This window comes from Bacillus sp. MMSF_3353, assembly GCF_030733445.1.
GTDB classification, from domain to species: Bacteria; Bacillota; Bacilli; order Bacillales; family Bacillaceae_G; genus Bacillus_A; species Bacillus_A wiedmannii.
On record NZ_JASHJA010000001.1, the window covers coordinates 646,437 to 668,995 of the forward strand.

Consider the following 22,559-nt stretch of genomic DNA (forward strand, 5'->3'; position numbering starts at 1 on the left):
GCTTATTGAGAAGATGATTAGTTAACTAGCTTATATATGTTTACATTTCGTGTAGAAAGTGTGTAAAATCAAGGTGAAACATAGAAAAAAGGGTGGGGAATTACGTGCAAATTAGCAGTGCAATGTTGTGTTTCGTCTTATATGCGTATGTTATTATTGCGGCGGTGTATTTTGGGATAAGTTTTTATGCCTACCGTTTAGTAGATAATCACGAATATGACGAAACATATAAATGGGTGAAAAGATATTTATCACCTGTATTAGAAATTATGAATGGGTTTGTGCTCTTTTTATTTATTGGATTAATTGCTTTCTCGACGAGTTTAGTAGGGAATAAAACGACATTATTTGTACTAGGTATCATTATTTTTATGTTGTTAGGGATACGGATTGGTAACACAGTGTTTTGGAATGAAAGAAAAGTAGATGGTTGGACTGGAATGTTAATCCCGTGTATGTTAGCGGCTATCGTGACAAACATAGAGCATGAGTATTATCAATTACATTTTTGGCTTATTATCGTTTTAACAATTCTTTCAGTTTTGTACATAAGTACGGTAGTACTCACATACATTGCACATGAAAAAGGTGATGTTAAAGGAACACGCTTCTTTAGAGGGCGAGCATTATTTTGGAGTGTGCCAACGATGGCTGTTATAGGAATTATTGCGATATTAGTAAATGGATATCAATTTACTAATTGGCAACTGTTTTTAGAAAATTGGTGGATTTTCATTATTTCGTTTATCGCTTTTTTAGGTGCAACACATTATTTATTCCATCAACATCATTATATATTGGCATTGCTATTCGCATTTACACAACTATTATTTGCTTTCTTCGGACAAGAAACGTTATTATTCGTTTTTGAAACATTTAGTTCATTTGGAAATATATTTGTATTTGGTATGTTAATTTTCAGTATCGCATTTTATTTACAACAGTATTTTTATATGCAAAAACAAAAATAAGAATGATATACAGGTTTTTGTAGCAAATCTAAAGTATGTTACAATAAAAATACATAGTATTCGATGTTATTGGAGGAATTCCTGTGGGTGAAAAAGAGAAAGAATTTGCTGTCATTGGCCTTGGACGTTTTGGTGGAAGCATTTGCCGAGAACTCGCTCAATTAGGTATGGAAGTAATGGCAATTGATTCAGATGAAGATAAAATTAATGAGTTTGCAAATATAGCTTCACATGCTGTAATTGCAGATTCAACAGATGAGATGGTATTAAAAAGTCTTGGTATTCGTAATTTTGATCATGTAGTCGTTGCTATTGGAGACAATTTAAATTCAAGTATTTTAACAACATTAATTTTAAAAGAGTTAGGTGTAAAAAATATTACTGTAAAAGCTCAAAATGATTACCATGAAAAAGTGTTAAGTAAAATAGGGGCAGATCACATTGTGCACCCCGAGCGTGATATGGGAAAAAGGATTGCTAATAATATTGCATCAAGTAATGTATTAGACTATCTTGAGCTTTCAGATGAGCATAGTATTGTAGAGATTATTGCAAATAAAAAAATTGATGGTCATTCTTTAATCGAATTAGATATTCGTGCGAAGTTTGGATTGAATATTGTAGCGATTAAACGTGGTAAAGAAGTTATTGTATCTCCTCGAGCTACGGAAAATATTCAAGCGGGAGATATATTAATTGTAATTGGTCATGACGATGAAGTAGATCGTTTTAAACACTTTTTAAGATAAGAGAAAAGGACAATACCATGAAGGTATTGTCCTTTTTCTTATATTTCCATAATGATTGGTAAAATCATTGGGCGACGTTTCGTTTTCTCATATAGGAATGGTGCTAATGTATCTGTAATTTCATTTTTAATTTCAGACCATTGTGTTGTTTTACGCTCCATTACTTTTTCTAAATGAGTTGTAATTAATGTTTGAGCATCATTAATTAAATCACTACTTTCGCGCATATACACAAAACCACGTGAGATAATATCAGGTCCTGCTGCAACTTTAAACTCTTTCATATCAATGCTTACAACTACAATAACAAGTCCTTCTTCAGAAAGAATACGACGATCGCGTAACACGATATTACCGATATCTCCAATACCATTTCCGTCAATATAGACAGATCCAGATGGTATTTTACCAGCTACGCTTGCTTCATCAGAACGAAGAGCAAGAACATCTCCATTATCCATGATGAAACAGTTTTCTTCTGGAATACCACAATCGTTTGCTAACTTCATATGCATACGTTGCATGCGGTATTCACCATGAATTGGCATGAAATACTTCGGTTTAATTAGACGAAGCATTAGTTTTTGTTCTTCTTGTCCACCGTGTCCACTCGTATGAATGTTTGACAGTTTTCCGTGGATTACATCAGCACCAGCACGATACAACATGTTAATTGTACGGCTTACACTAATTGTATTACCAGGGATTGGTGAAGAAGAGAAAACAACTGTGTCGCCAGGAATGATTTGAATTTGACGATGAGTACCATTAGCAATACGTGAAAGTGCTGCCATTGGCTCACCTTGACTACCTGTACATAAAATAACAACTTTATTAGCCGGTAGGCGGTTTAGTTGAGCTGTATCTATGAATGTATCCTTCGGACAGCGAATATAACCAAGGTTTTGTCCGATTTCAATCGCCGCTTCCATACTGCGACCGAACACAGCCACTTTACGATTGTTTTCAACAGCCGCTTCAACAACTTGTTGTAGACGATGGATATTTGATGCAAAGGTTGCAAAGATAATACGACCTTCTACTTTGCGGAAAATATCTTGAATACTATCACCAACACGGCGCTCAGACATTGTAAAGTTTGGAACTTCACTGTTTGTACTGTCAGATAAGAGACAAAGTACGCCGTCTTTTCCGATTTCAGCCATTTTTGTTAAGTCCGCTGGTTCACCGACTGGTGTGAAATCAAATTTGAAATCGCCAGTATGAACAACTTGTCCTTGAGGTGTTTTCACAACAACTCCGTATGAATCTGGGATACTGTGAGTTGTACGGAAGAAGGAAACAGATGTCTTTTTAAATTTAATAACATCATCTTCTTGAATTTCATAAAGTTTTGCTTTACGAAGTAATCCGTGCTCTTCTAATTTGTTTTTGATTAGTGCAATTGCTAATTTTCCGCCATAAATCGGGATGTTTACTTGACGTAATAAGTAAGGAATTCCACCGATATGATCTTCGTGACCATGTGTAATGAATAATCCTTTAATTTTATCTTCGTTTCGCACAAAATAAGTGTAATCTGGTATTACATAATCGATTCCGAGGAGTTCGTCTTCTGGAAATTTAATTCCAGCATCAATAATAATAATTTCATCTTGAAATTGAACAGCATATGTATTTTTACCGATTTCACCAAGTCCACCTAAAGCAAAAACGGCAGCTTGATCATTCTTTAGAAATTTCATATGACTATACGATTTCCGCTAATATTAAATCAGCGTTTTCTTTTTCATATTCAAGATGAGCACCAGTAACAGACTGAACGAACTCGATATTATATGCGAACTTATTTAATTTCTTACGAACATCCTTTTCAGACGTAGCCTCTAAATATAAAACTTTTGTATTTTCACGTACTGGAACCTCAGTCAATTTTACTTGATAAAATACTTTAAAAATCATTTGGAAAACCTCTCCTTGTCTATGTTTTGCATTATCTGTTACTTATTATAAAGCAAACAGTCACGATTTTCATGTTTTTTCGAATGAGAATGAAGAAAAAGCCCGAAATGGGCACAATTTAAGCGATTGTCTTTTTACGGACTAGATCTTTTAAATAACGCTTGAGCTTTTTCTTCAGCTTCTTCAGCATGATTACTCCTTCCTTTCCTTATTTAAAACATGCATATTACTAGTGAAAACTCCGTCTCTGATATAAGAAAGAAGACAAAAGTGAATGTTGAATCTTGTCCTTTCTCATACAGGGAAAGTTATTCTATAGTAACGATTAGTAGCCGTTAGTTATAGGTATAGTATGAGAAAGAATAGAAAAGAAAATTCATACGAACAAGTATCCACATTTTTTACTAATATATATATGCAGGTTTCATAAATAAGGTCAGAAAGTGAACGCTTTCTTCACAGATGTTTAATATGTTATACTTTTTTTTAGAATTTGAAAAGCGATAATCAAAATAGGAATATAGAGTAACAGAAAGGATTTTGACAAATGAATGATAAAATTGTCTTTTTTGATATTGATGGAACATTATTAGATCATGATAAGAAGATTCCGCAATCTACACGAGATGCAGTAAGACATTTACAAGAGAAAGGTGTGCATGTAGCAATTGCGACAGGACGTGCGCCATTTATGTTTGAAGATATTCGTGAGGAACTCAATATACATAATTATGTTAGCTTTAATGGACAGTACGTTGTATTTGAAGATGAGGTAATATTTAATAACCCGTTACATCCAGCTGCCTTACATAAGTTTACTCAGTTTGCAAAACAAGAAGGATATCCACTTGTATATCTTGATCATCAAGAAATGAGAGCATCGGTGGAATATCATGATTATGTGAAGGAAGGTTTTGGAAGCTTAAATTTTGAGCATCCGGCATATGAACCTGATTTCTATGAGAAACGTAATATTTATCAAACACTTCTTTTCTGTGAAGTGAATGAAGAAGAAAAGTTTATTAATCATTATCCAGACTTTCATTTTATTCGCTGGCATGCATATTCAATGGATATTATTCCGAATGGTGGTTCGAAGGCAAAAGGAATTGAGAAATTCATTGAAAAATTAGGATTTAACCGTGAACAAGTGTATGCATTTGGAGATGGTTTAAATGATTTAGAAATGATCGAAGCAGTTGGGACAGGTATTGTGATGGGTAATGGTCATGAAGACTTGAAAAAACTTGCAAATCACGTGACAAAGGATGTTAGTGAAGACGGCATATATCATGGATTAAAATGGGCTGGATTGCTATAAGTGAATATGGAACCCATTTCATATAAAAAAAGGCGGAAGATTAACTTCCGCCTTTTTTTATTATCGCTCTAAAGGTTTTGAATCGTCAGGAGCAGCAAATGGATTTTCTTTATTAATGTGATCATAGAACATAACACCATTTAAATGGTCAATCTCATGCTGAAATACGATTGCTGGTAAACCTTTTAAACGTAATTTTACTTCTTCGCCGTTGATAGATGTTGCTTTCACTGTAATTCTTGTGTAACGAGGGACATAACCAGGTACTTCGCGGTCTACTGATAGACAGCCTTCTCCACTTTGTAAATATGTACGTTCAACAGAATGACTAATGATTTTTGGGTTGAATAATGCATGACTATATAACGTACCGTCCGTATCAGTTACATGAACCGCAATCATTTTCTTCGAAATACCGATTTGTGGAGCCGCTAATCCGATTCCAGGGCGCAAACTATATTTTTCAGCCATTTCAGGATCTTGGCTATTTATTACAAATTCAATCATTTCTTTAAGGGTAGTTGTATCTTCTTCGCTCGCCGGCATTGATACCTCTTCTGCAACGTTTCGCAAAATAGAATCTCCTTCGCGAATTACATCTTTCATTGTAAGCATATGTAATCTCTCCTTTCTTCTTTAGTCTACCAAAGGAGGTGGAAAAAGTCATCGACAAGTAGGGAAGCACTTTGGAAAGTGTTTTACTATAGAATATTTATGTATGTAATAAAAAGAAAAGACGGCAAAGCCGTCTGTTTCTTTCCATAGTTGTTTCATTTTACATTAGCGAATGCAAGCAGCACCAACGATAATTAAAAGAATAAACAACACAACGATTAAGGCGAAGCCGCGTCCAGACCCGCCACAAGAACCGCCATAACCGTAGGATGGATTTGAACAAGTTGGATAGCAATATGAGTATCCGTACATGAGATGACCTCCTTTATCATTTCCCGCTAACACTGCGGTTACTATAATGTATGGAGGGAAGGATAGAAATGTATGGGTAATTACCTATAAAAGGAAGAAGAGTTTGTATATTTTTGCTAAGAAGAGAGAAAAACTAAAGAGAATTAAATCGTTTACATATTATTCTAAGAGAAAAAATAAGTTGAAAAGGGAATAATATAACAGTAGGTTAATGCTTACTAATACAGATGTGAAAAATAAAAACACGTTTGTGTAGAAGAAACCTGCAGATTATTTATAAAAAAACGTATCCAAAGTAATTGACATCGTAATTAGAATAGTTGTAAACTAAAAAACGTGATCAAGATTGTATTAATATGTTTCTGAAAAAACATTAGTACAGATTGTTAGGTACACAAAATTATTCTCAACCGACAGATAAATTTGTTGGTTTACATTGTTGCGTTTTCAGTCTAGCTAATAGATAGTGAAAGCGTTTCAGAATATGGTTCAAGAGAGGAAGAGGTGAACGGAATGGGTACTAAAACAAAAAAGACCCTATTTAATGTTGATGAGCAAATGAAAGCTATCGCAGCTCAATTTGAGACATTACAAATTTTAAATGAAAAAGGCGAAGTTGTGAATGAAGCGGCTATGCCTGAATTATCTGATGATCAATTAAAAGAATTAATGCGCCGTATGGTGTATACTCGCGTACTAGATCAACGTTCTATTTCTTTAAACCGTCAAGGACGTTTAGGTTTCTACGCACCAACAGCTGGACAAGAGGCTTCTCAATTAGCAAGTCATTTCGCACTTGAAGCAGAAGATTTCATCTTACCAGGATATCGTGATGTGCCACAATTAGTATGGCACGGTTTACCATTATACCAAGCATTCTTATTCTCTCGTGGACATTTCATGGGTAACCAAATGCCTGAGAATGTAAATGCACTTGCTCCACAAATCATTATCGGTGCGCAAATCATCCAAACTGCTGGTGTTGCGTTAGGTATGAAACTACGTGGGAAAAAATCTGTTGCAATTACTTACACTGGTGACGGTGGTGCTTCACAAGGTGACTTCTACGAAGGTATGAACTTTGCGGGTGCATTCAAAGCTCCAGCAATCTTCGTTGTACAAAACAACCGTTATGCAATCTCTACTCCAGTAGAAAAGCAATCTGCAGCTAAAACTGTAGCACAAAAAGCAGTAGCAGCAGGTATTTACGGAATTCAAGTAGACGGTATGGATCCATTAGCTGTATACGCAGCAACTGCTTTCGCTCGTGAGCGTGCAGTAAACGGAGAAGGCCCTACTTTAATCGAGACTTTAACATTCCGTTACGGTCCACATACAATGGCTGGTGATGACCCAACTCGTTACCGTACAAAAGATATCGAGAACGAATGGGAACAAAAAGATCCAATCGTACGCTTCCGTGCATTCTTAGAAAACAAAGGCCTATGGTCTCAAGAAGTTGAAGAGAAAGTAATCGAAGAAGCAAAAGAAGATATCAAACAAGCAATTGCTAAGGCTGACCAAGCTCCAAAACAAAAAGTTACTGATTTAATGGAAATCATGTACGAAAAAATGCCTTACAACTTAGCTGAACAATATGAAATTTACAAAGAAAAGGAGTCGAAGTAAGCCATGGCTCAAATGACAATGATTCAAGCAATCACTGATGCTTTACGCGTTGAAATGAAAAATGACCCTAACGTACTTGTGTTTGGTGAAGACGTTGGTGTAAACGGCGGTGTATTCCGTGCTACTGAAGGTTTACAAGCTGAATTCGGTGAAGATCGTGTAATGGATACTCCACTTGCAGAGTCTGGTATTGGTGGACTTGCAGTTGGACTTGCATTAGAAGGCTTCCGTCCAGTTCCAGAAATCCAATTCTTCGGTTTCATTTATGAAGTAATGGATTCAGTTTCTGGTCAATTAGCTCGTATGCGTTACCGTTCTGGTGGACGTTGGACTGCTCCAGTAACAATTCGTTCTCCATTCGGTGGCGGTGTTCATACTCCTGAACTACATGCTGATAGCTTAGAAGGATTAGTGGCTCAACAACCTGGTCTAAAAGTTGTTATTCCATCTACTCCATACGATGCAAAAGGTCTTTTAATCTCTGCGATTCGTGACAACGATCCAGTTATCTACTTAGAGCATATGAAATTGTACCGTTCATTCCGTCAAGATGTACCAGAAGGCGATTACACAATTGATTTAGGTAAAGCTGATATCAAACGTGAAGGTACAGATGTATCTGTTATCGCTTACGGTGCTATGGTTCATGCTGCATTAAAAGCTGCTGAAGAACTTGAAAAAGAAGGTATCTCTTTAGAGGTAGTTGACTTACGTACAGTTCAACCATTAGATATCGAAACAATCATCGCTTCTGTTGAAAAAACAGGCCGCGTAGTTGTAGTTCAAGAAGCACAAAAACAAGCTGGTATTGCAGCTAACGTTGTAGCGGAAATTAACGACCGTGCAATCTTAAACTTAGAAGCTCCAGTTGTACGTGTTGCAGCTGCTGATACAGTATTCCCATTCTCTCAAGCTGAGAGCGTATGGTTACCAAACCATAAAGATATTGTTGAAGCTGTTAACAAAGTAATGAACTTCTAATTTTTAGCTTTTCATGTGCAAAAGAAATCAGCACATGCTGGTTTCTTTTGTACATATTCCATAATAATGAAATGAATCAGGGGGCTGAATTCCGTGGCATTTGAATTTAAACTACCAGATATCGGTGAAGGTATCCACGAAGGTGAAATCGTAAAATGGTTTATTAAACCAGGCGATGAAGTAAACGAAGACGATGTACTTCTTGAAGTACAAAATGATAAAGCAGTAGTAGAAATCCCTTCTCCTGTTAAAGGTAAAGTACTTGAAGTACTTGTAGAAGAAGGAACAGTTGCAATTGTAGGAGATACATTAATTAAATTTGATGCTCCTGGATACGAAAACCTTAAATTTAAAGGTGACGATCATGATGCAGCTCCAAAAGCTGAAGAAGCAGCAGTAGAAGCTCCAGCAGCGGAAGCTACTCCAGCAGCAACTGCAGAAGTAGTAAATGAGCGCGTAATCGCTATGCCATCTGTTCGTAAATATGCTCGTGAGAACGGCGTAGACATTCATAAAGTAGCTGGTTCTGGTAAGAACGGCCGTATCGTAAAAGCTGACATCGATGCATTTGCAAATGGTGGACAAGCAGTAGCAGCAACTGAGGCTCCAGCAGCAGTAGAAGCTACTCCAGCAGCAGCGAAAGAAGAAGCACCAAAAGCACAACCAATCCCAGCTGGTGAATATCCAGAAACTCGTGAGAAAATGAGTGGTATCCGTAAAGCGATTGCTAAAGCAATGGTTAACTCTAAGCATACAGCTCCTCACGTAACATTAATGGATGAAGTAGATGTAACAGAACTTGTTGCTCACCGTAAGAAGTTCAAAGCTGTTGCAGCTGACAAAGGTATTAAATTAACTTACCTTCCATACGTTGTTAAAGCTTTAACATCTGCATTACGTGAATACCCAATGTTAAACACTTCTTTAGATGATGCTTCTCAAGAAGTAGTTCATAAACATTACTTCAACATCGGTATCGCAGCTGATACAGACAAAGGTCTATTAGTACCAGTTGTTAAAGATACAGATCGCAAGTCTATCTTCACTATTTCTAACGAGATCAATGATCTTGCTGGTAAAGCACGTGATGGTCGTTTAGCTCCGGCTGAAATGAAAGGTGCTTCTTGCACAATCACAAACATTGGTTCTGCAGGTGGACAATGGTTCACTCCAGTTATCAATCACCCAGAAGTAGCAATCCTTGGTATCGGCCGTATCGCTGAGAAGCCAGTTGTGAAAAACGGTGAAATCGTTGCAGCTCCAGTATTAGCATTATCTCTAAGCTTTGACCATCGTTTAATTGACGGCGCAACTGCTCAAAAAGCATTAAACCAAATTAAACGTCTATTGAATGACCCACAATTATTAGTAATGGAGGCGTAATAACAATGGTAGTAGGAGATTTCCCAATTGAATTAGATACAGTCGTTGTTGGTGCAGGTCCTGGTGGATACGTTGCGGCAATTCGTGCAGCACAATTAGGTCAAAAGGTAGCAATTATCGAAAAAGCTAACCTTGGTGGCGTATGCTTAAACGTTGGATGTATTCCTTCAAAAGCGTTAATCAATGCAGGTCATCGTTATGAGAATGCAATGCATTCTGATGACATGGGTATCACTGCAGAGAACGTAAAAGTTGACTTTACAAAAGTTCAAGAATGGAAAAACGGCGTAGTTAAGAAATTAACTGGCGGTGTTGAAGGCCTTCTTAAAGGTAACAAAGTTGAAATCATTCGCGGTGAAGCTTACTTCGTAGATGCTAACACATTACGCGTAATGACTGAAGATGCAGCACAAACGTATACGTTTAAAAATGCTGTTCTTGCAACTGGTTCTACACCAATCGAAATTCCAGGATTCAAATACTCTAAACGTGTTATCAACTCTACAGGTGCTTTAAGCTTACCTGAAATTCCTAAAAAACTTGTTGTAATCGGCGGCGGTTACATCGGTATGGAATTAGGAACTGCATATGCTAACTTCGGTACAGAAGTTACTGTAGTAGAAGCTGGCGACGAAATCTTAGCTGGTTTCGAAAAAGCTATGAGCTCTGTTGTTAAACGTGCTCTTCAAAAGAAAGGTAACGTAAATATCCATACAAAAGCTATGGCTAAAGGCGTTGAAGAAACAGAAACTGGCGTAAAAGTTAGCTTTGAAGTTAAAGGTGAAATCCAAACTGTAGAAGCAGATTACGTATTAGTAACTGTAGGTCGTCGTCCAAACACTCAAGAAATTGGTCTTGAGCAAGTTGGAGTTAAAATGACTGACCGCGGCATCATCGAAATCGATGAGCAATGTCGTACAAACGTATCAAACATCTATGCAATCGGTGATATCGTTCCTGGACCACCATTAGCTCACAAAGCTTCTTACGAAGGTAAAGTAGCTGTTGAAGCAATTAGTGGCCATGCATCAGCAATCGATTATATCGGAATTCCTGCAGTATGCTTCACTGATCCTGAATTAGCATCTGTTGGTTACACTAAGAAACAAGCTGAAGAAGCAGGAATGACAGTAGCTGTATCTAAGTTCCCATTCGCTGCTAACGGTCGTGCATTATCATTAAACAGCACTGACGGTTTCCTACAACTTGTAACACGTAAAGAAGATGGTCTTCTTGTAGGTGCTCAAGTTGCAGGTGCAGGCGCTTCTGATATTATCTCTGAGATTGGTTTAGCTATCGAAGCTGGAATGACAGCAGAAGATATCGCTCAAACAATCCACGCTCACCCAACATTAGGTGAGATCACAATGGAAGCAGCTGAAGTTGCTCTTGGAATGCCAATTCACATTGTAAAATAATTATAAAAAAACGTCTTCTAAATTTAGAAGACGTTTTTTTTATTCTTTATTTTCAAATTGATACATTTTTTATTTGTACTAGTGTCATTATAAAGGAATAACACGATATCAGCATTTAGTTTTTCGAGTTCTTGTTTTACATTTTTGCTTGCCGCAAATCGTGGATCAATAAATGTTGTTTGTTCAAACTCTTGTGCAAATAAAGGATAAGTTGCATCTGCATAAGAATCTTTAATAATGACAGCATGTAGTTTGGTTTTTGCATCTGGATTTAAAATATTTATCTGTGCATAGTCTGTTTTGTAAACGAAACTATAGTCTGGTGAAAGCTTATTTTTGTCCACTGCAAAGAATTCCTTCATCGGCATTTTCATCGATTCTTCTGATTTTGGACCGAGATATACAGTGTAATTATCCCACATATTTGGGTTTTGCTTTAATTGTACATATGGGATTGTTTCAGGTGTTTCTATTAAATTATACAGTTGTTTATTCCAACTACCGATAAAGTGTCCATTCGGTTTTTCTATAGTTATTTTATAATCATCTCGATTAACAGCATTACCTTTAAATGTTTTAGATTCATTAGCAATGTGCTTCATTGTTTGCTCGTATGCATAAAATGCACCTTTCATATTCCAATGATGATCGGTCTTAAAGTATAGATCTTCTAATTGTTCATGAGTAAATTCCTTTAGTGAAATTTTTCATAGTTAGCCCTCCTTTAGAAGCGGAAGTAAATAAATGGATTGTAAGTTGCATTCGTTAAATACATCATAGTTATGATTAAGACACTCAAGTAATAAAGTGGAGATAAAATGACTACCTTTTTATTTGCTAATTGATTCTTGATCCAAGAGAAAAATGGAGCGGATGTAATAATAGCAAGTATTAAAGATTAACCAATAATTCATCACATAGAAATAACTCGTAATGTCAGTCAACGATCTATTTAATCCGAACATTGCTTGTGAAAATTTAGAACAGTAGCTAAAATTATCAGCGCGGAAGAACACCCAACCAATAATCACTAAAAACATAACGTATACGTGTTGAATCGGCCAACATAATTTTTGTAATAATTTTTCGAAACCAGCCTTTTCTAAAGCGATTAAACATCCGTAATAAATACCCCAAAATCATAAATGTCCAACTAGCTCCATGCCAAAATCCGGTTAACGCCCATACAATGAAGAGATTACGATAGATTTTCCAAGTGGATACGCTCATTGTTGCTGGATCCATCGCAAATATTTCATCGGCAATAGCTCCTAATTGATTCGCAATTAAAACCTTCTTTCCTAATCCAATGATAAAATGACGAATTCCTTCTGAAAACTTATCAGCAGTAACTGTTCTAACATGTAATTGAAAAGCGATTGTATTATATCGAACAATGGGTCCTGCTATTAATTGTGGGAAAATAGTAAAGTATAGTGCAAGGTCAAATAGATTTCGCTGAGCTTCTACTTTTTTCTTATAAATGTCAATAATATAACTCATTGCATGGAAAGTGAAAAATGAAATCCCAATTGTAAGGGGATTTTTTCTAGTACAATGTTTGTATGAAAAATGCCATTTATATTATTTACTAAGAAATTAGCGTATTTAAAATATCCGCGTATAGCAGTATTGACAACGATTGCTATAGTCAGAATAACTTTTCTATTTGTACTAGACAGTCGGTCTTTATTAAGCCATATTTCGAACCAATAGTTGATGAAAATAGAAAAAAGCATTAGGAAGACATATATTGGTTCTCCCCAAGCATAAAATAATAAACTAAATAATAGAAGAACTATGTTTTGTAATTCTTTCCGTACTGAGTAGTACACGAAAAGAATTGCAGGTAAAAAAAGCATAAGAAAAACAAATTGCTAAATACCATGTATCATTAAATCCTTTCTATCTTTTCTCTTTAAGGAGTATGCCATGCGATGAATGAATAATCTATCTTATAGGAGATATGAGAGAATGTATTGTTAAAAACGAGGAATATTCGCATTAGAATAGTTGGAGAATTTGAAAAAGAAAAATACAACGATGAATTAGGTGGGATTTGGAAAAGTCTACCTTCAAAATGTTAAGAGGGAAGAGCTGAAGCATATAATAGGAAGAAAAAGGAGGTAACGCTATGAAAATTACACTAGCTTCATTTTTTCATCTAGTTTTATGGAGTGGATTTTCAGTAGTGTTATTATTGTCAAGTCGTGATAAACTTCATTATAAAATTTTTCTTTTTCTTATATTTTTGTACTTAGCGTATGTAATAGCGTATGTCATACTAAGTGCAAGGAGAAAAGCGATGCTTCTTACTTGCACAAATAGTATGATCTTTCTAATCATTTATTTTTGTTTTTAAATTAACGCTTATAGAAATACATTGTTCTTCCATTAAATAATTGTAATTCTCCTTCTAATTTCTTCGCTAGAAAACGGCAAAATTCATTTGCTTTTCCTTTATCACCGAATGTTGCATTAGGTGGTAAAGAAATCTGAATAAAAGATTGTTCCTTTTCTATACCAACACCAACATATATGGAGTCATATCGATCGTGAGTAGCTTGTAGTTTTAATGTTGTTGCTGATGTATCTAAAATTTCATAAGGAAAAGCGGTATTTGTATAAGCGTAATTAATTTGAACACCAGTTTTGGAAGTAACTGTTTTATAGTACTGAAAAAGTTGTTTTATATCATCTGTTGAAACAGTTTGTTGATTGGATTTAGGTACAAGCGTAATAAAGGCATGTTGCATATAAGTTCCTCCTAACTTAGTAGAATACTATCATTCTACATCCTACTGAATTTTTTGACAATTAAAAGGAGTATTCCTTTTTTTGTTTAATATACTAATGAAAGGTGATGTAGAAAGGTGGAAACCGATGTTTGAAAAATTGTATGATGAGCATGAAAGTGTGAAGGTACGATTTTTGGGGTTTATGACACATGATACTCGTTATGATTTTGGTGTTATTTATACAAATATGTTTTTTGGAAAGCTGCTCATTGTTTGTATGCAAACAGGAAGGTCTACTTTACTTGGAAGAGATGATGTAGAGAATGTGCAACATATACAGGAAGTTTTTAAATTAGGGTCAGAAGAGGAAGCAGCAGAGTTAGCTCAGTTTTTTAAATTTTTAGTCCCATCTACTTCTTTGCATGCGGAATATGAAGAATAATTAATGTAAAACAGTCGTACGTATAAATATGGCTGTTTTTTTGTTCGAATATCGCATACTAATTTAAATTAAAAATATTTAATGTGTTATACTAAAAACCTATTGACGTAAAAAGTATAACATATTAAAATAAAGACAGAAAGTTAAGCGGTTACAAAAGTTTTTGGGATTATAAACTTAGGGGGAAATGAAAAATGGGAACGATCGTATGTCAAGATTGTGAAGGTACAATTGCACACTTCGAGGATGAGAAAGTAACGGTACTTTACGGGAAATGTGGATCTTGCGGATGTGATCACACAGAGCATACAAAAGCCCAATAATTGATAGGAAATGGACAGCTAAAAGTTTTTAGGACCATAAACTTAGGGGGAAATGAAAAATGGGAACAATCGTATGCCAAGTATGTGAAGGAACAATCGGACATTTTGAAGATGAAAAAACGACAGTGCTTTACGGAAAATGTGGTACAAATTGTGACTGTGCTAATAGAGACAAGGCGAAAGCTTAATTATAAATAAGTAGATTATTATTAAAACTCAGGGGGAAATGAAAAGTGGGAACAATCGTATGCCAAGTATGTGAAGGAACAATCGGACATTTTGAAGATAAAAAATCAACAGTACTATACGGAAAATGTGGATCTCATTGCGAATGTGACCATAAAGAACATACAAAAGCTTAAATAAGAAGAAGCGCCTACATATGTAGGCGCTTTTTTTAATAAATTGTAGTTGTATGGCCAACTGTTGCAACGATTGCATCATCTCTAATCGGAATAAATCCTATCGATGTCTGTGGAGTGCTAGGAGAGGCGTAGTGGCTCATGAGACGGCTATCAATACGGGTAATAGTATCGGTCAAGAAAGCTGAAATAAAAGCGTAAGGGACTCGTCGTTCATTTAATGAGTATATAATTTCCTCTTTTGTTTTTACACCTACGCCATGTCCGTAAAAAAAGAAATTTCCTAGATAGATTGTATTTTCTCCTTGCCACTCGATCGTAGCTGGATTCACTTGTGGATTTTTAAAATAAACGAGATCACCTGGAACAAGATCGCCACCCGTTTTTGTTATGAGCTTTAAATCTTGATCGTAGTCCCACGTATAAAGTAAAAGGTTTGCAAAGAGACGGTTGAAAGTTTCTTCCTCATATAATGATAGTAAAGCTTTGTAAAAAATAATGATCATAGCGGTGGCGCATTCAGTTCCATATAGTTTTCCGTTTTTGAAAATATCTTGTATGGCAATGGAAGGGGGTATGTTTGGTAGTAGCTCGAATCCTCCAAGTGGTGTTCTTTTCCAATACTGGGGGTTGCAAAAGGATTGTTGAAATGTGCGAAACTGAAATCCACTTTGAAAAAGTTCTAATGCAGAAGTAATAATATTCACTCGCAAATTTAGATCAAAGCTGAGTTCATCAGATGTTCGGAAGGAATAAATTTCTTGATTTCCTGCCATTATCGATAAAATTTGTTGTTTCTCAGCTGCAAATGGCTCATATTCATTTGTGATATAAGGATGTACAATAGAACGGCCTATTACAATCATAATAGTATCCCCACCTATACGTTACATTACTTAATATCGTATGGGAAAAGAGAAAAAAGGTGAAAGAAAAGCCTATCAACTGATAGGCTTGTACTCTTTAATCACACGTAATGTTTGTAATGTCATATCTTCAGGACCTTGTACAGGTAAACCCGCTTCTAAGTTTTTACGAATATACTCTAAGTTATCTTGTGTAATAATTTCCCCCGGAGTAAAGATTGGAATCCCTGGCGGATAAACCATAACGAAATCAGCTATAATACGACCTGCTGCATTTTCAAACGGAATGACTTCTGTTTCCGAATAAAAAGCATCTCGAGGAGAAAGTGCTAGCACTGGTATTTCTGGAATTTCTACTTGTATTTGAACACCTTTATCGGCTTTATTTCTAAATGTTGCTGCTAAATCTTGTAATGCTGCAATAAGTGTATTTGTCTCACTTTCTGTATCCCCAAAAGTGACAAGACATAGTATGTTGTATAAATCCGAGAGTTCTACTTCAATGTTATATTGCTCTCTAAGCCATACTTCAGCCTGATGGCCTGTAATACCTAAATCTTTTACAGATACAATTATCTTTGTAGGATCGTAGTTAAAAGTAGCATCTGTACCTAGCATTTCTTTCCCAGGACAGTAAAGATCCTCAACAGCATTAATAGCATCACGAACTTGTTCCGCTAATTGAATTGTTTGTTCTATGAGTGCTGTTCCTTCTGTAGCAAGACGTTTTCTAGCAACATCTAGGGATGCTAACAAGATGTAAGAAGTTGATGTAGTCGTAAGCATGCTAATAATAGATTGAACATGTTTAACGTTCACAAGGCCTTCCTTCACGTTAAGAATAGAACTTTGCGTTAAAGATCCTCCTAATTTGTGAACACTTGTTGCTGCCATATCTGCACCGGCTTGCATCGCTGACATCGGCAATTCATCGTGAAAATGAATATGAACACCATGAGCCTCATCAACTAGTACAGGGATATCATAAGAATGGGCTAATTGGACAATCTGTTCTAAGTCCGCAGCAAAGCCAAAGTATGTTGGATTAATAACAAGTAAGCCTTTCGCATCTGAATGCTCTTCAAGTGCCTTTTTGACAGATTGAATTGTGATTCCGTGTGAAATACCAAGTTTTGGATCGATTTCAGGATGCATGAAAATCGGTTTTGCACCTGAGAAAATAATAGCTGACATTACTGATTTATGCACGTTTCGTGGCACTAGGATTTTGTCACCAGGACCGCACACGCTCATCACCATTGTCATTATTGCACCACTTGTACCTTGAATAGAAAAGAAAGTATGATCTGCACCAAATGCAGCGGCTGCTAAATCTTGTGCTTCTTTAATCATACCTTTTGGATGATGTAAATCATCGAGCGGCGCAATATTAATTAAATCAATTGCTAATGCATTATGCCCAATAAATTCGCGAAATGTAGGATCCATGCCCTGTCCTTTTTTGTGACCAGGAATATGGAATTGAATTGGATTTCGCTTACTGTGCTCAACTAAAGCGGTAAACAATGGTGTTTCGTATTGGGACAATCTATACACCCCTTCTTTTTCATAATATTTATTAGAGTTTGTTTTATATAATCTTGTTCTAAAAAAGTTAAGTGCTTTTTAGAATGAGACTTGTTTTTCTGCCAATCACAAAAGCATTTTTGAGATGGTAGGTTCACTTTATTTTCTATAAAACAAAAGCATTATATCACCAATAATTATAGATGTATAGAAAAAAATATTTTTACAGTGAGTATGTTAAATAGTTATTTCCAATTAACTTATAGAGGAAGACAATTCCATCACAATGAATAAATAGTGTATAATGCAAAGTGGCTATAGTGAAGAAGAAAAAAATCCCTTTAAGATAGCATATTGAAATAAGAAGAAATGATAAATGAGGTGCGAAATGGAATATCAATATCCGTTAGATTATAATTGGTCAAATGAGGAAATGGTTGTAATTGTGAAGTTTTATGAAGCAATTGAGAAAGCATATGAAAAAGGAATTATAAGAGAAGAATTAATGGGATTATATCGTCGTTTTAAAGAGATTGTTCCATCTAAAGCAGAAGAGAAGAAAATTGATAAAGAGTTTCAAGAAGTAAGTGGATATTCTATATACCGTGCGATTCAAAGGGCGAAAGAAACTGAAGAACAAAAGCTTGTGAAAATGTAAAAAAATTTTGAAAAATGAAAACTGAAGTGATATAATGTGATAACAACTAAAAACGGACAATATAAATTGTCCGTTTTCTACTATCGATTACAAAGTGCATATAAAGGAAGGAGTGATTGCATCGTAGATTCAATCTTAGCAAGGAATTGTTCGTTGGTCATTGCTGAAAACTCCTCTGGTGATATATGAATACCAACTAATAATTCTGCTTTTTTCACAGTAGCTAGACGTTCAATCATCTTTTGTAAGTCTTCTGTTTCAAGTGTTTTATGTAATTTTACACTTGGTTTAGTATGGTCAATGGACCAAACGAAGTCATTTGGAATATTTGTTTTTAAATCATTTAAATGTTCTAAGAAGGCGTGAGCCGTCTCCACTTTTTGTGGACACTCATAGATTAAACCAAAGTATATGAAGGCATGAGTACCCCATAATCCAATTTGGAAATGTGGCAGCATTTTATAACCGCGTTTATTTGTTGAAAAAGCAACCCAAGTATCGTTTGGTGGATTGACTTTGCGGCGTGCATGTTTTGCTACATGATAAAAAAAGTTCTCATCAGTTTGTTTGGATAAATACGTTGCAAACTGTTCCCCTAAAGCTTCAAGCTTAGGATGAATGTTCGTTTTAATTGCACTCATTCGTTCTTCGAGACCATCAACTGTAAAGACCTCAAAATCAGTTGACTTGAATGTTTGTAGTGTCATGATTGTTCCTCCAACTCCTATTTTGCTTTTATTTTAGCATAGCTTGTACTATTCATAAAAAAAACAGCACAAAAAAATTTAAATAAAAAAATATAATTTTGTTGCATAGATGATTTATCCAACATAGTATAGTATAAAACAAAAAATCAGAAAATTGAATCAATTCCAGTCCGAGGGCAGACGAATATTGGGAGGAGGCAAATAATATGAGACAGGTGATTAATGCGTTAAAGAGAACAGATGCTGAAAAGAGAATACCGGTGCTACGTTTGGAGCTAGATTATGAATTAGCAACTTTATATGATGCGATGATGGAAAATGATAAACTGAAAAAAGAAGAGTGTGTACAAAAGTTAGAAGTGTTAAGACTTGAAATGATTCGTTTAGAAGCGTAATAATAGTATATGTATAAAAAATTAGTTGGTGCGAACCTTATAAAGGGTTCGTTTTTTCTGTGAACAGTATAGATCGGAGTGTTTAAACATGCAAGAAGTATGGAAAGACATCGATGCACACGCCAAACAGTGGATTCGAGATGCAGGAGAGTTTTTAAAGGCATCAATGGAAAAAGCACTTATTATAGAAACGAAATCCAATGCAGCTGATTTAGTAACAAATATGGACCGAGAAATAGAACAGTTTTTAATTGGGAAAATTAAAGAAACATTCCCGAACCATAATATTTTAGGAGAAGAAGGTTATGGAGATGAGGTAACTTCTTCTGATGGGGTTGTTTGGTTAATTGATCCAATTGATGGCACGATGAACTTTGTTCATCAAAAAAGAAATTTCGCAATTTCAATTGGAATTTATGAGAACGGTATCGGAAAGGTTGGACTCATTTATGATCCAGTTCATGATGAATTATACCATTCGGTAAAGGGAGCTGGAGCATTTTGTAATGAAGTACCAATACCTTTATTGGAAAAAGGAACTGTAGAGCAAGGTATTGTAGCTTTAAATGCGATATGGCTTACCGACAATCCAATGCTTAATAAGGAAAGTATGATGGCGCTGGTTAAGAAAGCAAGAGGCACGAGATCATATGGCTGTGCAGCGTTAGAGATGGTATACGTTGCAACAGGAAGAATAGATGCATATGTAACGCCGAGATTATCACCATGGGATTTTGGTGGGGGACAGATAATTGTAGAGGAAGTTGGAGGCAAGGTGACAACTTTTTCTGGATCCCCGCTTTCTATCGTAGAGAAGAGCAGCGTATTAGTTGCAAAACCAGGAGTGTATGAAGAGTTGTTACGATTTATAGCGGAGTAACAAAAAAAGTAAGAGGCTGTATAAGCGCTTCTTACTTTTTGACGTTATTTCGATTTACGCATTTTTCTTTTTGTTACAAAACCGTATCCAACTGTAACAAATGTGCCGATAATGCAAATAATAATACCGATGGGACTATTTTCAGCAACCATAATGCCGATACCGATTAAGAAAATAACACCGATAATTGCAGTTAATAAAAAGCGATATTGAATGTGTTCCATTTCTTCACCCTCCAATCTCATTTTACTTTCACAAAAGTAAGAATACAACTATATTTTCATTCTTGATTTTATTTTGATTGCCATTGTATCCCCTTCGCTCTTATAATAGAGAAGGATTAAAAAGACATTAGGAGTTGGACATGTTGAAAAAACGACAAGATTTACGAAATATAGCAATTATTGCCCACGTTGACCATGGTAAAACAACACTTGTTGACCAGTTATTACGTCAAGCGGGGACGTTCCGTGCGAATGAACATATTGAAGAACGCGCAATGGACTCAAACGATCTAGAAAGAGAACGTGGTATTACAATTTTAGCGAAGAATACTGCGATTCACTATGAAGATAAAAGAATTAACATTTTAGATACACCTGGTCACGCTGACTTCGGTGGAGAAGTAGAACGTATCATGAAAATGGTTGATGGTGTTCTACTTGTTGTTGATGCATATGAAGGTTGTATGCCACAAACACGATTTGTTTTAAAGAAAGCTCTTGAGCAAAACTTAACTCCAATCGTTGTTGTAAACAAAATTGACCGTGACTTCGCTCGCCCTGATGAAGTAGTTGATGAAGTAGTTGACTTATTCATCGAACTTGGTGCAAACGAAGATCAATTAGAGTTCCCAGTTGTATTTGCATCAGCAATGAACGGAACAGCAAGCTTAGATTCAAATCCAGCAAATCAAGAAGAGAATATGAAATCATTGTTTGACACAATTATTGAACATATTCCAGCACCAGTTGATAACAGCGAAGAGCCACTTCAATTCCAAGTAGCACTTCTTGATTACAATGACTATGTTGGTCGTATCGGGGTTGGACGCGTATTCCGTGGTACAATGAAAGTAGGACAACAAGTTGCATTAATGAAAGTTGATGGAACTGTAAAACAATTCCGTGTAACGAAATTATTTGGTTACATTGGATTAAAACGTCAAGAAATTGAAGAAGCAAAAGCTGGAGATTTAGTAGCTGTTTCGGGTATGGAAGACATTAACGTAGGTGAAACGGTATGTCCGGTTGAGCATGAAGAGGCTTTACCATTATTACGTATTGATGAGCCAACACTACAAATGACATTCCTTGTAAATAACAGCCCATTTGCAGGTCGTGAAGGTAAATTCATTACATCTCGTAAAATTGAAGAGCGTCTTCGTTCACAATTAGAAACAGATGTAAGTTTACGTGTAGATAATACAGATTCTCCTGATGCGTGGATCGTATCTGGACGCGGGGAATTACATTTATCTATCCTAATTGAAAACATGCGTCGTGAAGGTTATGAACTACAAGTATCTAAGCCTGAAGTAATTATTAAAGAAGTTGATGGCGTAAGATGTGAGCCTGTAGAGCGCGTGCAAATCGATGTACCTGAAGAATACACTGGTTCTATTATGGAATCTATGGGTGCACGTAAAGGTGAAATGTTAGATATGGTGAATAACGGAAACGGTCAAGTTCGCCTTACTTTCATGGTTCCAGCACGTGGTTTAATTGGTTACACAACAGAATTCTTAACATTAACTCGTGGTTACGGTATTTTAAACCATACATTCGATTGCTACCAACCAGTACACGCTGGACAAGTTGGTGGACGTCGCCAAGGTGTTCTAGTTTCACTTGAAACAGGAAAAGCATCACAATACGGTATTATGCAAGTTGAAGACCGTGGTGTAATCTTCGTTGAACCAGGTACAGAAGTATATGCTGGTATGATTGTTGGAGAACATACTCGTGAGAATGACTTAACAGTTAACGTTGTAAAAATGAAACAACAAACTAATATTCGTTCTGCGACGAAAGATCAAACTTCAACAATGAAAAAACCACGCTTAATGACTTTAGAAGAGTCATTAGAGTACTTAAACGATGACGAGTTCTGTGAAGTAACTCCAGAATCAATTCGTCTACGTAAAAAGATTCTTGATAAGAGCGAGCGCGAAAGAGCTGCTAAGAAAAAGAAATCTGTAGAAGCGTAAAATAATAGAACAGCTACCTTTGAGGGGTGGCTGTTTTTTATTGTATTTATTTTTGGAATATTTACTCTTTTTTGTGGACAGTATTTTTTTTGCGGGTTACTCTTGTATTAAGTACATAAATAAAATTTGTTTCTTGTGAGAAAGGGGGAT

The 22,559-nt window shown here is 35.8% G+C and carries 25 protein-coding genes and 2 pseudogenes; 16 read left to right on the forward strand and 11 right to left on the reverse strand.

Annotated features, from left to right (window positions below):
- The first annotated feature begins 104 nt into the window (after nucleotides 1–104).
- Nucleotides 105–971: a hypothetical protein gene (locus RBB48_RS03530; protein ID WP_046956446.1), complete on the forward strand. Its 867-nt coding sequence runs from the start codon at nucleotides 105–107 to the stop codon at nucleotides 969–971.
- Between the two features lie 83 nt (nucleotides 972–1,054).
- Nucleotides 1,055–1,720, forward strand: a complete 666-nt coding sequence (locus RBB48_RS03535; RefSeq protein WP_000504032.1) for a potassium channel family protein — start codon at nucleotides 1,055–1,057, stop codon at nucleotides 1,718–1,720.
- Between the two features lie 38 nt (nucleotides 1,721–1,758).
- On the opposite strand, the gene rnjA is transcribed toward RBB48_RS03535, so the two are convergent.
- Nucleotides 1,759–3,426, reverse strand: a complete 1,668-nt coding sequence (gene rnjA / locus RBB48_RS03540; protein ID WP_000670370.1) for a ribonuclease J1 — start codon at nucleotides 3,424–3,426, stop codon at nucleotides 1,759–1,761.
- 4 nt (nucleotides 3,427–3,430) lie between these two features.
- Nucleotides 3,431–3,643: a DNA-dependent RNA polymerase subunit epsilon gene (locus tag RBB48_RS03545; RefSeq protein WP_048546139.1), complete on the reverse strand. Its 213-nt coding sequence runs from the start codon at nucleotides 3,641–3,643 to the stop codon at nucleotides 3,431–3,433.
- A gap of 547 nt (nucleotides 3,644–4,190) precedes the next feature.
- On the opposite strand from RBB48_RS03545, the gene RBB48_RS03550 reads away from it, so the two are divergent.
- Nucleotides 4,191–4,964: a Cof-type HAD-IIB family hydrolase gene (locus tag RBB48_RS03550; protein ID WP_000998280.1), complete on the forward strand. Its 774-nt coding sequence runs from the start codon at nucleotides 4,191–4,193 to the stop codon at nucleotides 4,962–4,964.
- A 60-nt stretch (nucleotides 4,965–5,024) separates the two neighbouring features.
- Here RBB48_RS03550 and def read toward each other — a convergent pair whose 3' ends face one another.
- Together def and RBB48_RS03560 are read right to left on the reverse strand one after the other, a co-directional pair.
- Nucleotides 5,025–5,579 (reverse strand): peptide deformylase, encoded by a 555-nt coding sequence (gene def, locus RBB48_RS03555; RefSeq protein ID WP_076539891.1) that lies wholly within the window; start codon nucleotides 5,577–5,579, stop codon nucleotides 5,025–5,027.
- 165 nt (nucleotides 5,580–5,744) lie between these two features.
- Complete coding sequence (locus RBB48_RS03560) at nucleotides 5,745–5,891, reverse strand: YjcZ family sporulation protein (RefSeq protein WP_000274561.1); 147 nt, start codon at nucleotides 5,889–5,891, stop codon at nucleotides 5,745–5,747.
- 513 nt (nucleotides 5,892–6,404) lie between these two features.
- Between RBB48_RS03560 and pdhA the strand changes: the two genes are divergently transcribed.
- The 4 genes from pdhA (at nucleotide 6,405) to lpdA (ending at nucleotide 11,302) form a co-directional block, all read left to right on the forward strand.
- Complete coding sequence (pdhA, locus tag RBB48_RS03565) at nucleotides 6,405–7,520, forward strand: pyruvate dehydrogenase E1 component subunit alpha (RefSeq protein ID WP_000536893.1); 1,116 nt, start codon at nucleotides 6,405–6,407, stop codon at nucleotides 7,518–7,520.
- A 3-nt stretch (nucleotides 7,521–7,523) separates the two neighbouring features.
- Nucleotides 7,524–8,501 (forward strand): pyruvate dehydrogenase complex E1 component subunit beta, encoded by a 978-nt coding sequence (gene pdhB / locus RBB48_RS03570; RefSeq protein ID WP_000068162.1) that lies wholly within the window; start codon nucleotides 7,524–7,526, stop codon nucleotides 8,499–8,501.
- Between the two features lie 93 nt (nucleotides 8,502–8,594).
- Nucleotides 8,595–9,884: a pyruvate dehydrogenase complex dihydrolipoyllysine-residue acetyltransferase gene (gene pdhC / locus RBB48_RS03575; RefSeq protein ID WP_000863412.1), complete on the forward strand. Its 1,290-nt coding sequence runs from the start codon at nucleotides 8,595–8,597 to the stop codon at nucleotides 9,882–9,884.
- Nucleotides 9,885–9,889: 5 nt separating this feature from the next.
- On the forward strand, nucleotides 9,890–11,302 hold the full coding sequence (gene lpdA, locus RBB48_RS03580; RefSeq protein ID WP_000260106.1) for a dihydrolipoyl dehydrogenase: 1,413 nt from the start codon (nucleotides 9,890–9,892) through the stop codon (nucleotides 11,300–11,302).
- 39 nt (nucleotides 11,303–11,341) lie between these two features.
- On the opposite strand, the pseudogene RBB48_RS03585 reads toward lpdA, so the two are convergent.
- Both RBB48_RS03585 and RBB48_RS03590 read right to left on the reverse strand, forming a co-directional pair.
- A pseudogene (locus tag RBB48_RS03585) lies at nucleotides 11,342–11,997 on the reverse strand (DHHW family protein); the annotation flags it as partial.
- Nucleotides 11,998–12,026: 29 nt separating this feature from the next.
- Nucleotides 12,027–13,190, reverse strand: a pseudogene (locus tag RBB48_RS03590) (MBOAT family O-acyltransferase).
- Nucleotides 13,191–13,436: 246 nt separating this feature from the next.
- Between RBB48_RS03590 and RBB48_RS03595 the strand changes: the two are divergent.
- Nucleotides 13,437–13,664 carry a hypothetical protein gene (locus RBB48_RS03595; protein WP_048546134.1) on the forward strand — a complete coding sequence of 76 codons (228 nt, stop codon included), beginning with the start codon at nucleotides 13,437–13,439 and terminating at the stop codon, nucleotides 13,662–13,664.
- Nucleotide 13,665: 1 nt separating this feature from the next.
- Here the strand turns inward: RBB48_RS03595 and RBB48_RS03600 are convergent, their stop codons facing one another.
- Complete coding sequence (locus tag RBB48_RS03600; protein WP_001163318.1) at nucleotides 13,666–14,058, reverse strand: DUF1885 family protein; 393 nt, start codon at nucleotides 14,056–14,058, stop codon at nucleotides 13,666–13,668.
- Between the two features lie 127 nt (nucleotides 14,059–14,185).
- On the opposite strand from RBB48_RS03600, the gene RBB48_RS03605 reads away from it, so the two are divergent.
- From RBB48_RS03605 to RBB48_RS03620, 4 genes are all read left to right on the forward strand, one after another.
- Nucleotides 14,186–14,482, forward strand: a complete 297-nt coding sequence (locus RBB48_RS03605) for a DUF3055 domain-containing protein (protein WP_088064496.1) — start codon at nucleotides 14,186–14,188, stop codon at nucleotides 14,480–14,482.
- 194 nt (nucleotides 14,483–14,676) lie between these two features.
- Nucleotides 14,677–14,805 (forward strand): GapA-binding peptide SR1P, encoded by a 129-nt coding sequence (locus tag RBB48_RS03610; RefSeq protein WP_000536778.1) that lies wholly within the window; start codon nucleotides 14,677–14,679, stop codon nucleotides 14,803–14,805.
- 59 nt (nucleotides 14,806–14,864) lie between these two features.
- Nucleotides 14,865–14,993, forward strand: a complete 129-nt coding sequence (locus RBB48_RS03615; RefSeq protein ID WP_000536801.1) for a GapA-binding peptide SR1P — start codon at nucleotides 14,865–14,867, stop codon at nucleotides 14,991–14,993.
- Between the two features lie 45 nt (nucleotides 14,994–15,038).
- Nucleotides 15,039–15,167, forward strand: a complete 129-nt coding sequence (locus RBB48_RS03620) for a GapA-binding peptide SR1P (protein ID WP_306007376.1) — start codon at nucleotides 15,039–15,041, stop codon at nucleotides 15,165–15,167.
- A 35-nt stretch (nucleotides 15,168–15,202) separates the two neighbouring features.
- Here RBB48_RS03620 and RBB48_RS03625 read toward each other — a convergent pair whose 3' ends face one another.
- Together RBB48_RS03625 and speA are read right to left on the reverse strand one after the other, a co-directional pair.
- Nucleotides 15,203–16,033, reverse strand: coding sequence for a protein-glutamine gamma-glutamyltransferase (locus tag RBB48_RS03625; protein WP_000635322.1), 831 nt, complete (start codon nucleotides 16,031–16,033; stop codon nucleotides 15,203–15,205).
- Between the two features lie 75 nt (nucleotides 16,034–16,108).
- Nucleotides 16,109–17,581 (reverse strand): arginine decarboxylase, encoded by a 1,473-nt coding sequence (speA, locus tag RBB48_RS03630; RefSeq protein ID WP_000084901.1) that lies wholly within the window; start codon nucleotides 17,579–17,581, stop codon nucleotides 16,109–16,111.
- A 367-nt stretch (nucleotides 17,582–17,948) separates the two neighbouring features.
- Between speA and RBB48_RS03635 the strand changes: the two genes are divergently transcribed.
- Nucleotides 17,949–18,218 carry a UPF0223 family protein gene (locus RBB48_RS03635; RefSeq protein WP_000456567.1) on the forward strand — a complete coding sequence of 90 codons (270 nt, stop codon included), beginning with the start codon at nucleotides 17,949–17,951 and terminating at the stop codon, nucleotides 18,216–18,218.
- A gap of 80 nt (nucleotides 18,219–18,298) precedes the next feature.
- On the opposite strand, the gene RBB48_RS03640 is transcribed toward RBB48_RS03635, so the two are convergent.
- Entirely contained in the window at nucleotides 18,299–18,925 is a 627-nt protein-coding gene (locus tag RBB48_RS03640) for a YktB family protein (protein ID WP_000175087.1), read from the reverse strand.
- A 206-nt stretch (nucleotides 18,926–19,131) separates the two neighbouring features.
- Here RBB48_RS03640 and RBB48_RS03645 point away from each other — a divergent pair, with 206 nt between their 5' ends.
- Both RBB48_RS03645 and RBB48_RS03650 read left to right on the forward strand, forming a co-directional pair.
- Nucleotides 19,132–19,320 carry a hypothetical protein gene (locus tag RBB48_RS03645; RefSeq protein ID WP_001250166.1) on the forward strand — a complete coding sequence of 63 codons (189 nt, stop codon included), beginning with the start codon at nucleotides 19,132–19,134 and terminating at the stop codon, nucleotides 19,318–19,320.
- An 88-nt stretch (nucleotides 19,321–19,408) separates the two neighbouring features.
- Nucleotides 19,409–20,200 carry an inositol monophosphatase family protein gene (locus tag RBB48_RS03650; RefSeq protein ID WP_098230329.1) on the forward strand — a complete coding sequence of 264 codons (792 nt, stop codon included), beginning with the start codon at nucleotides 19,409–19,411 and terminating at the stop codon, nucleotides 20,198–20,200.
- A gap of 44 nt (nucleotides 20,201–20,244) precedes the next feature.
- Here RBB48_RS03650 and RBB48_RS03655 read toward each other — a convergent pair whose 3' ends face one another.
- Entirely contained in the window at nucleotides 20,245–20,424 is a 180-nt protein-coding gene (locus RBB48_RS03655) for a DUF5325 family protein (RefSeq protein ID WP_000400128.1), read from the reverse strand.
- Nucleotides 20,425–20,564: 140 nt separating this feature from the next.
- Between RBB48_RS03655 and typA the strand changes: the two genes are divergently transcribed.
- Entirely contained in the window at nucleotides 20,565–22,409 is a 1,845-nt protein-coding gene (typA, locus tag RBB48_RS03660) for a translational GTPase TypA (RefSeq protein WP_000914755.1), read from the forward strand.
- Nucleotides 22,410–22,559 lie beyond the last annotated feature (150 nt).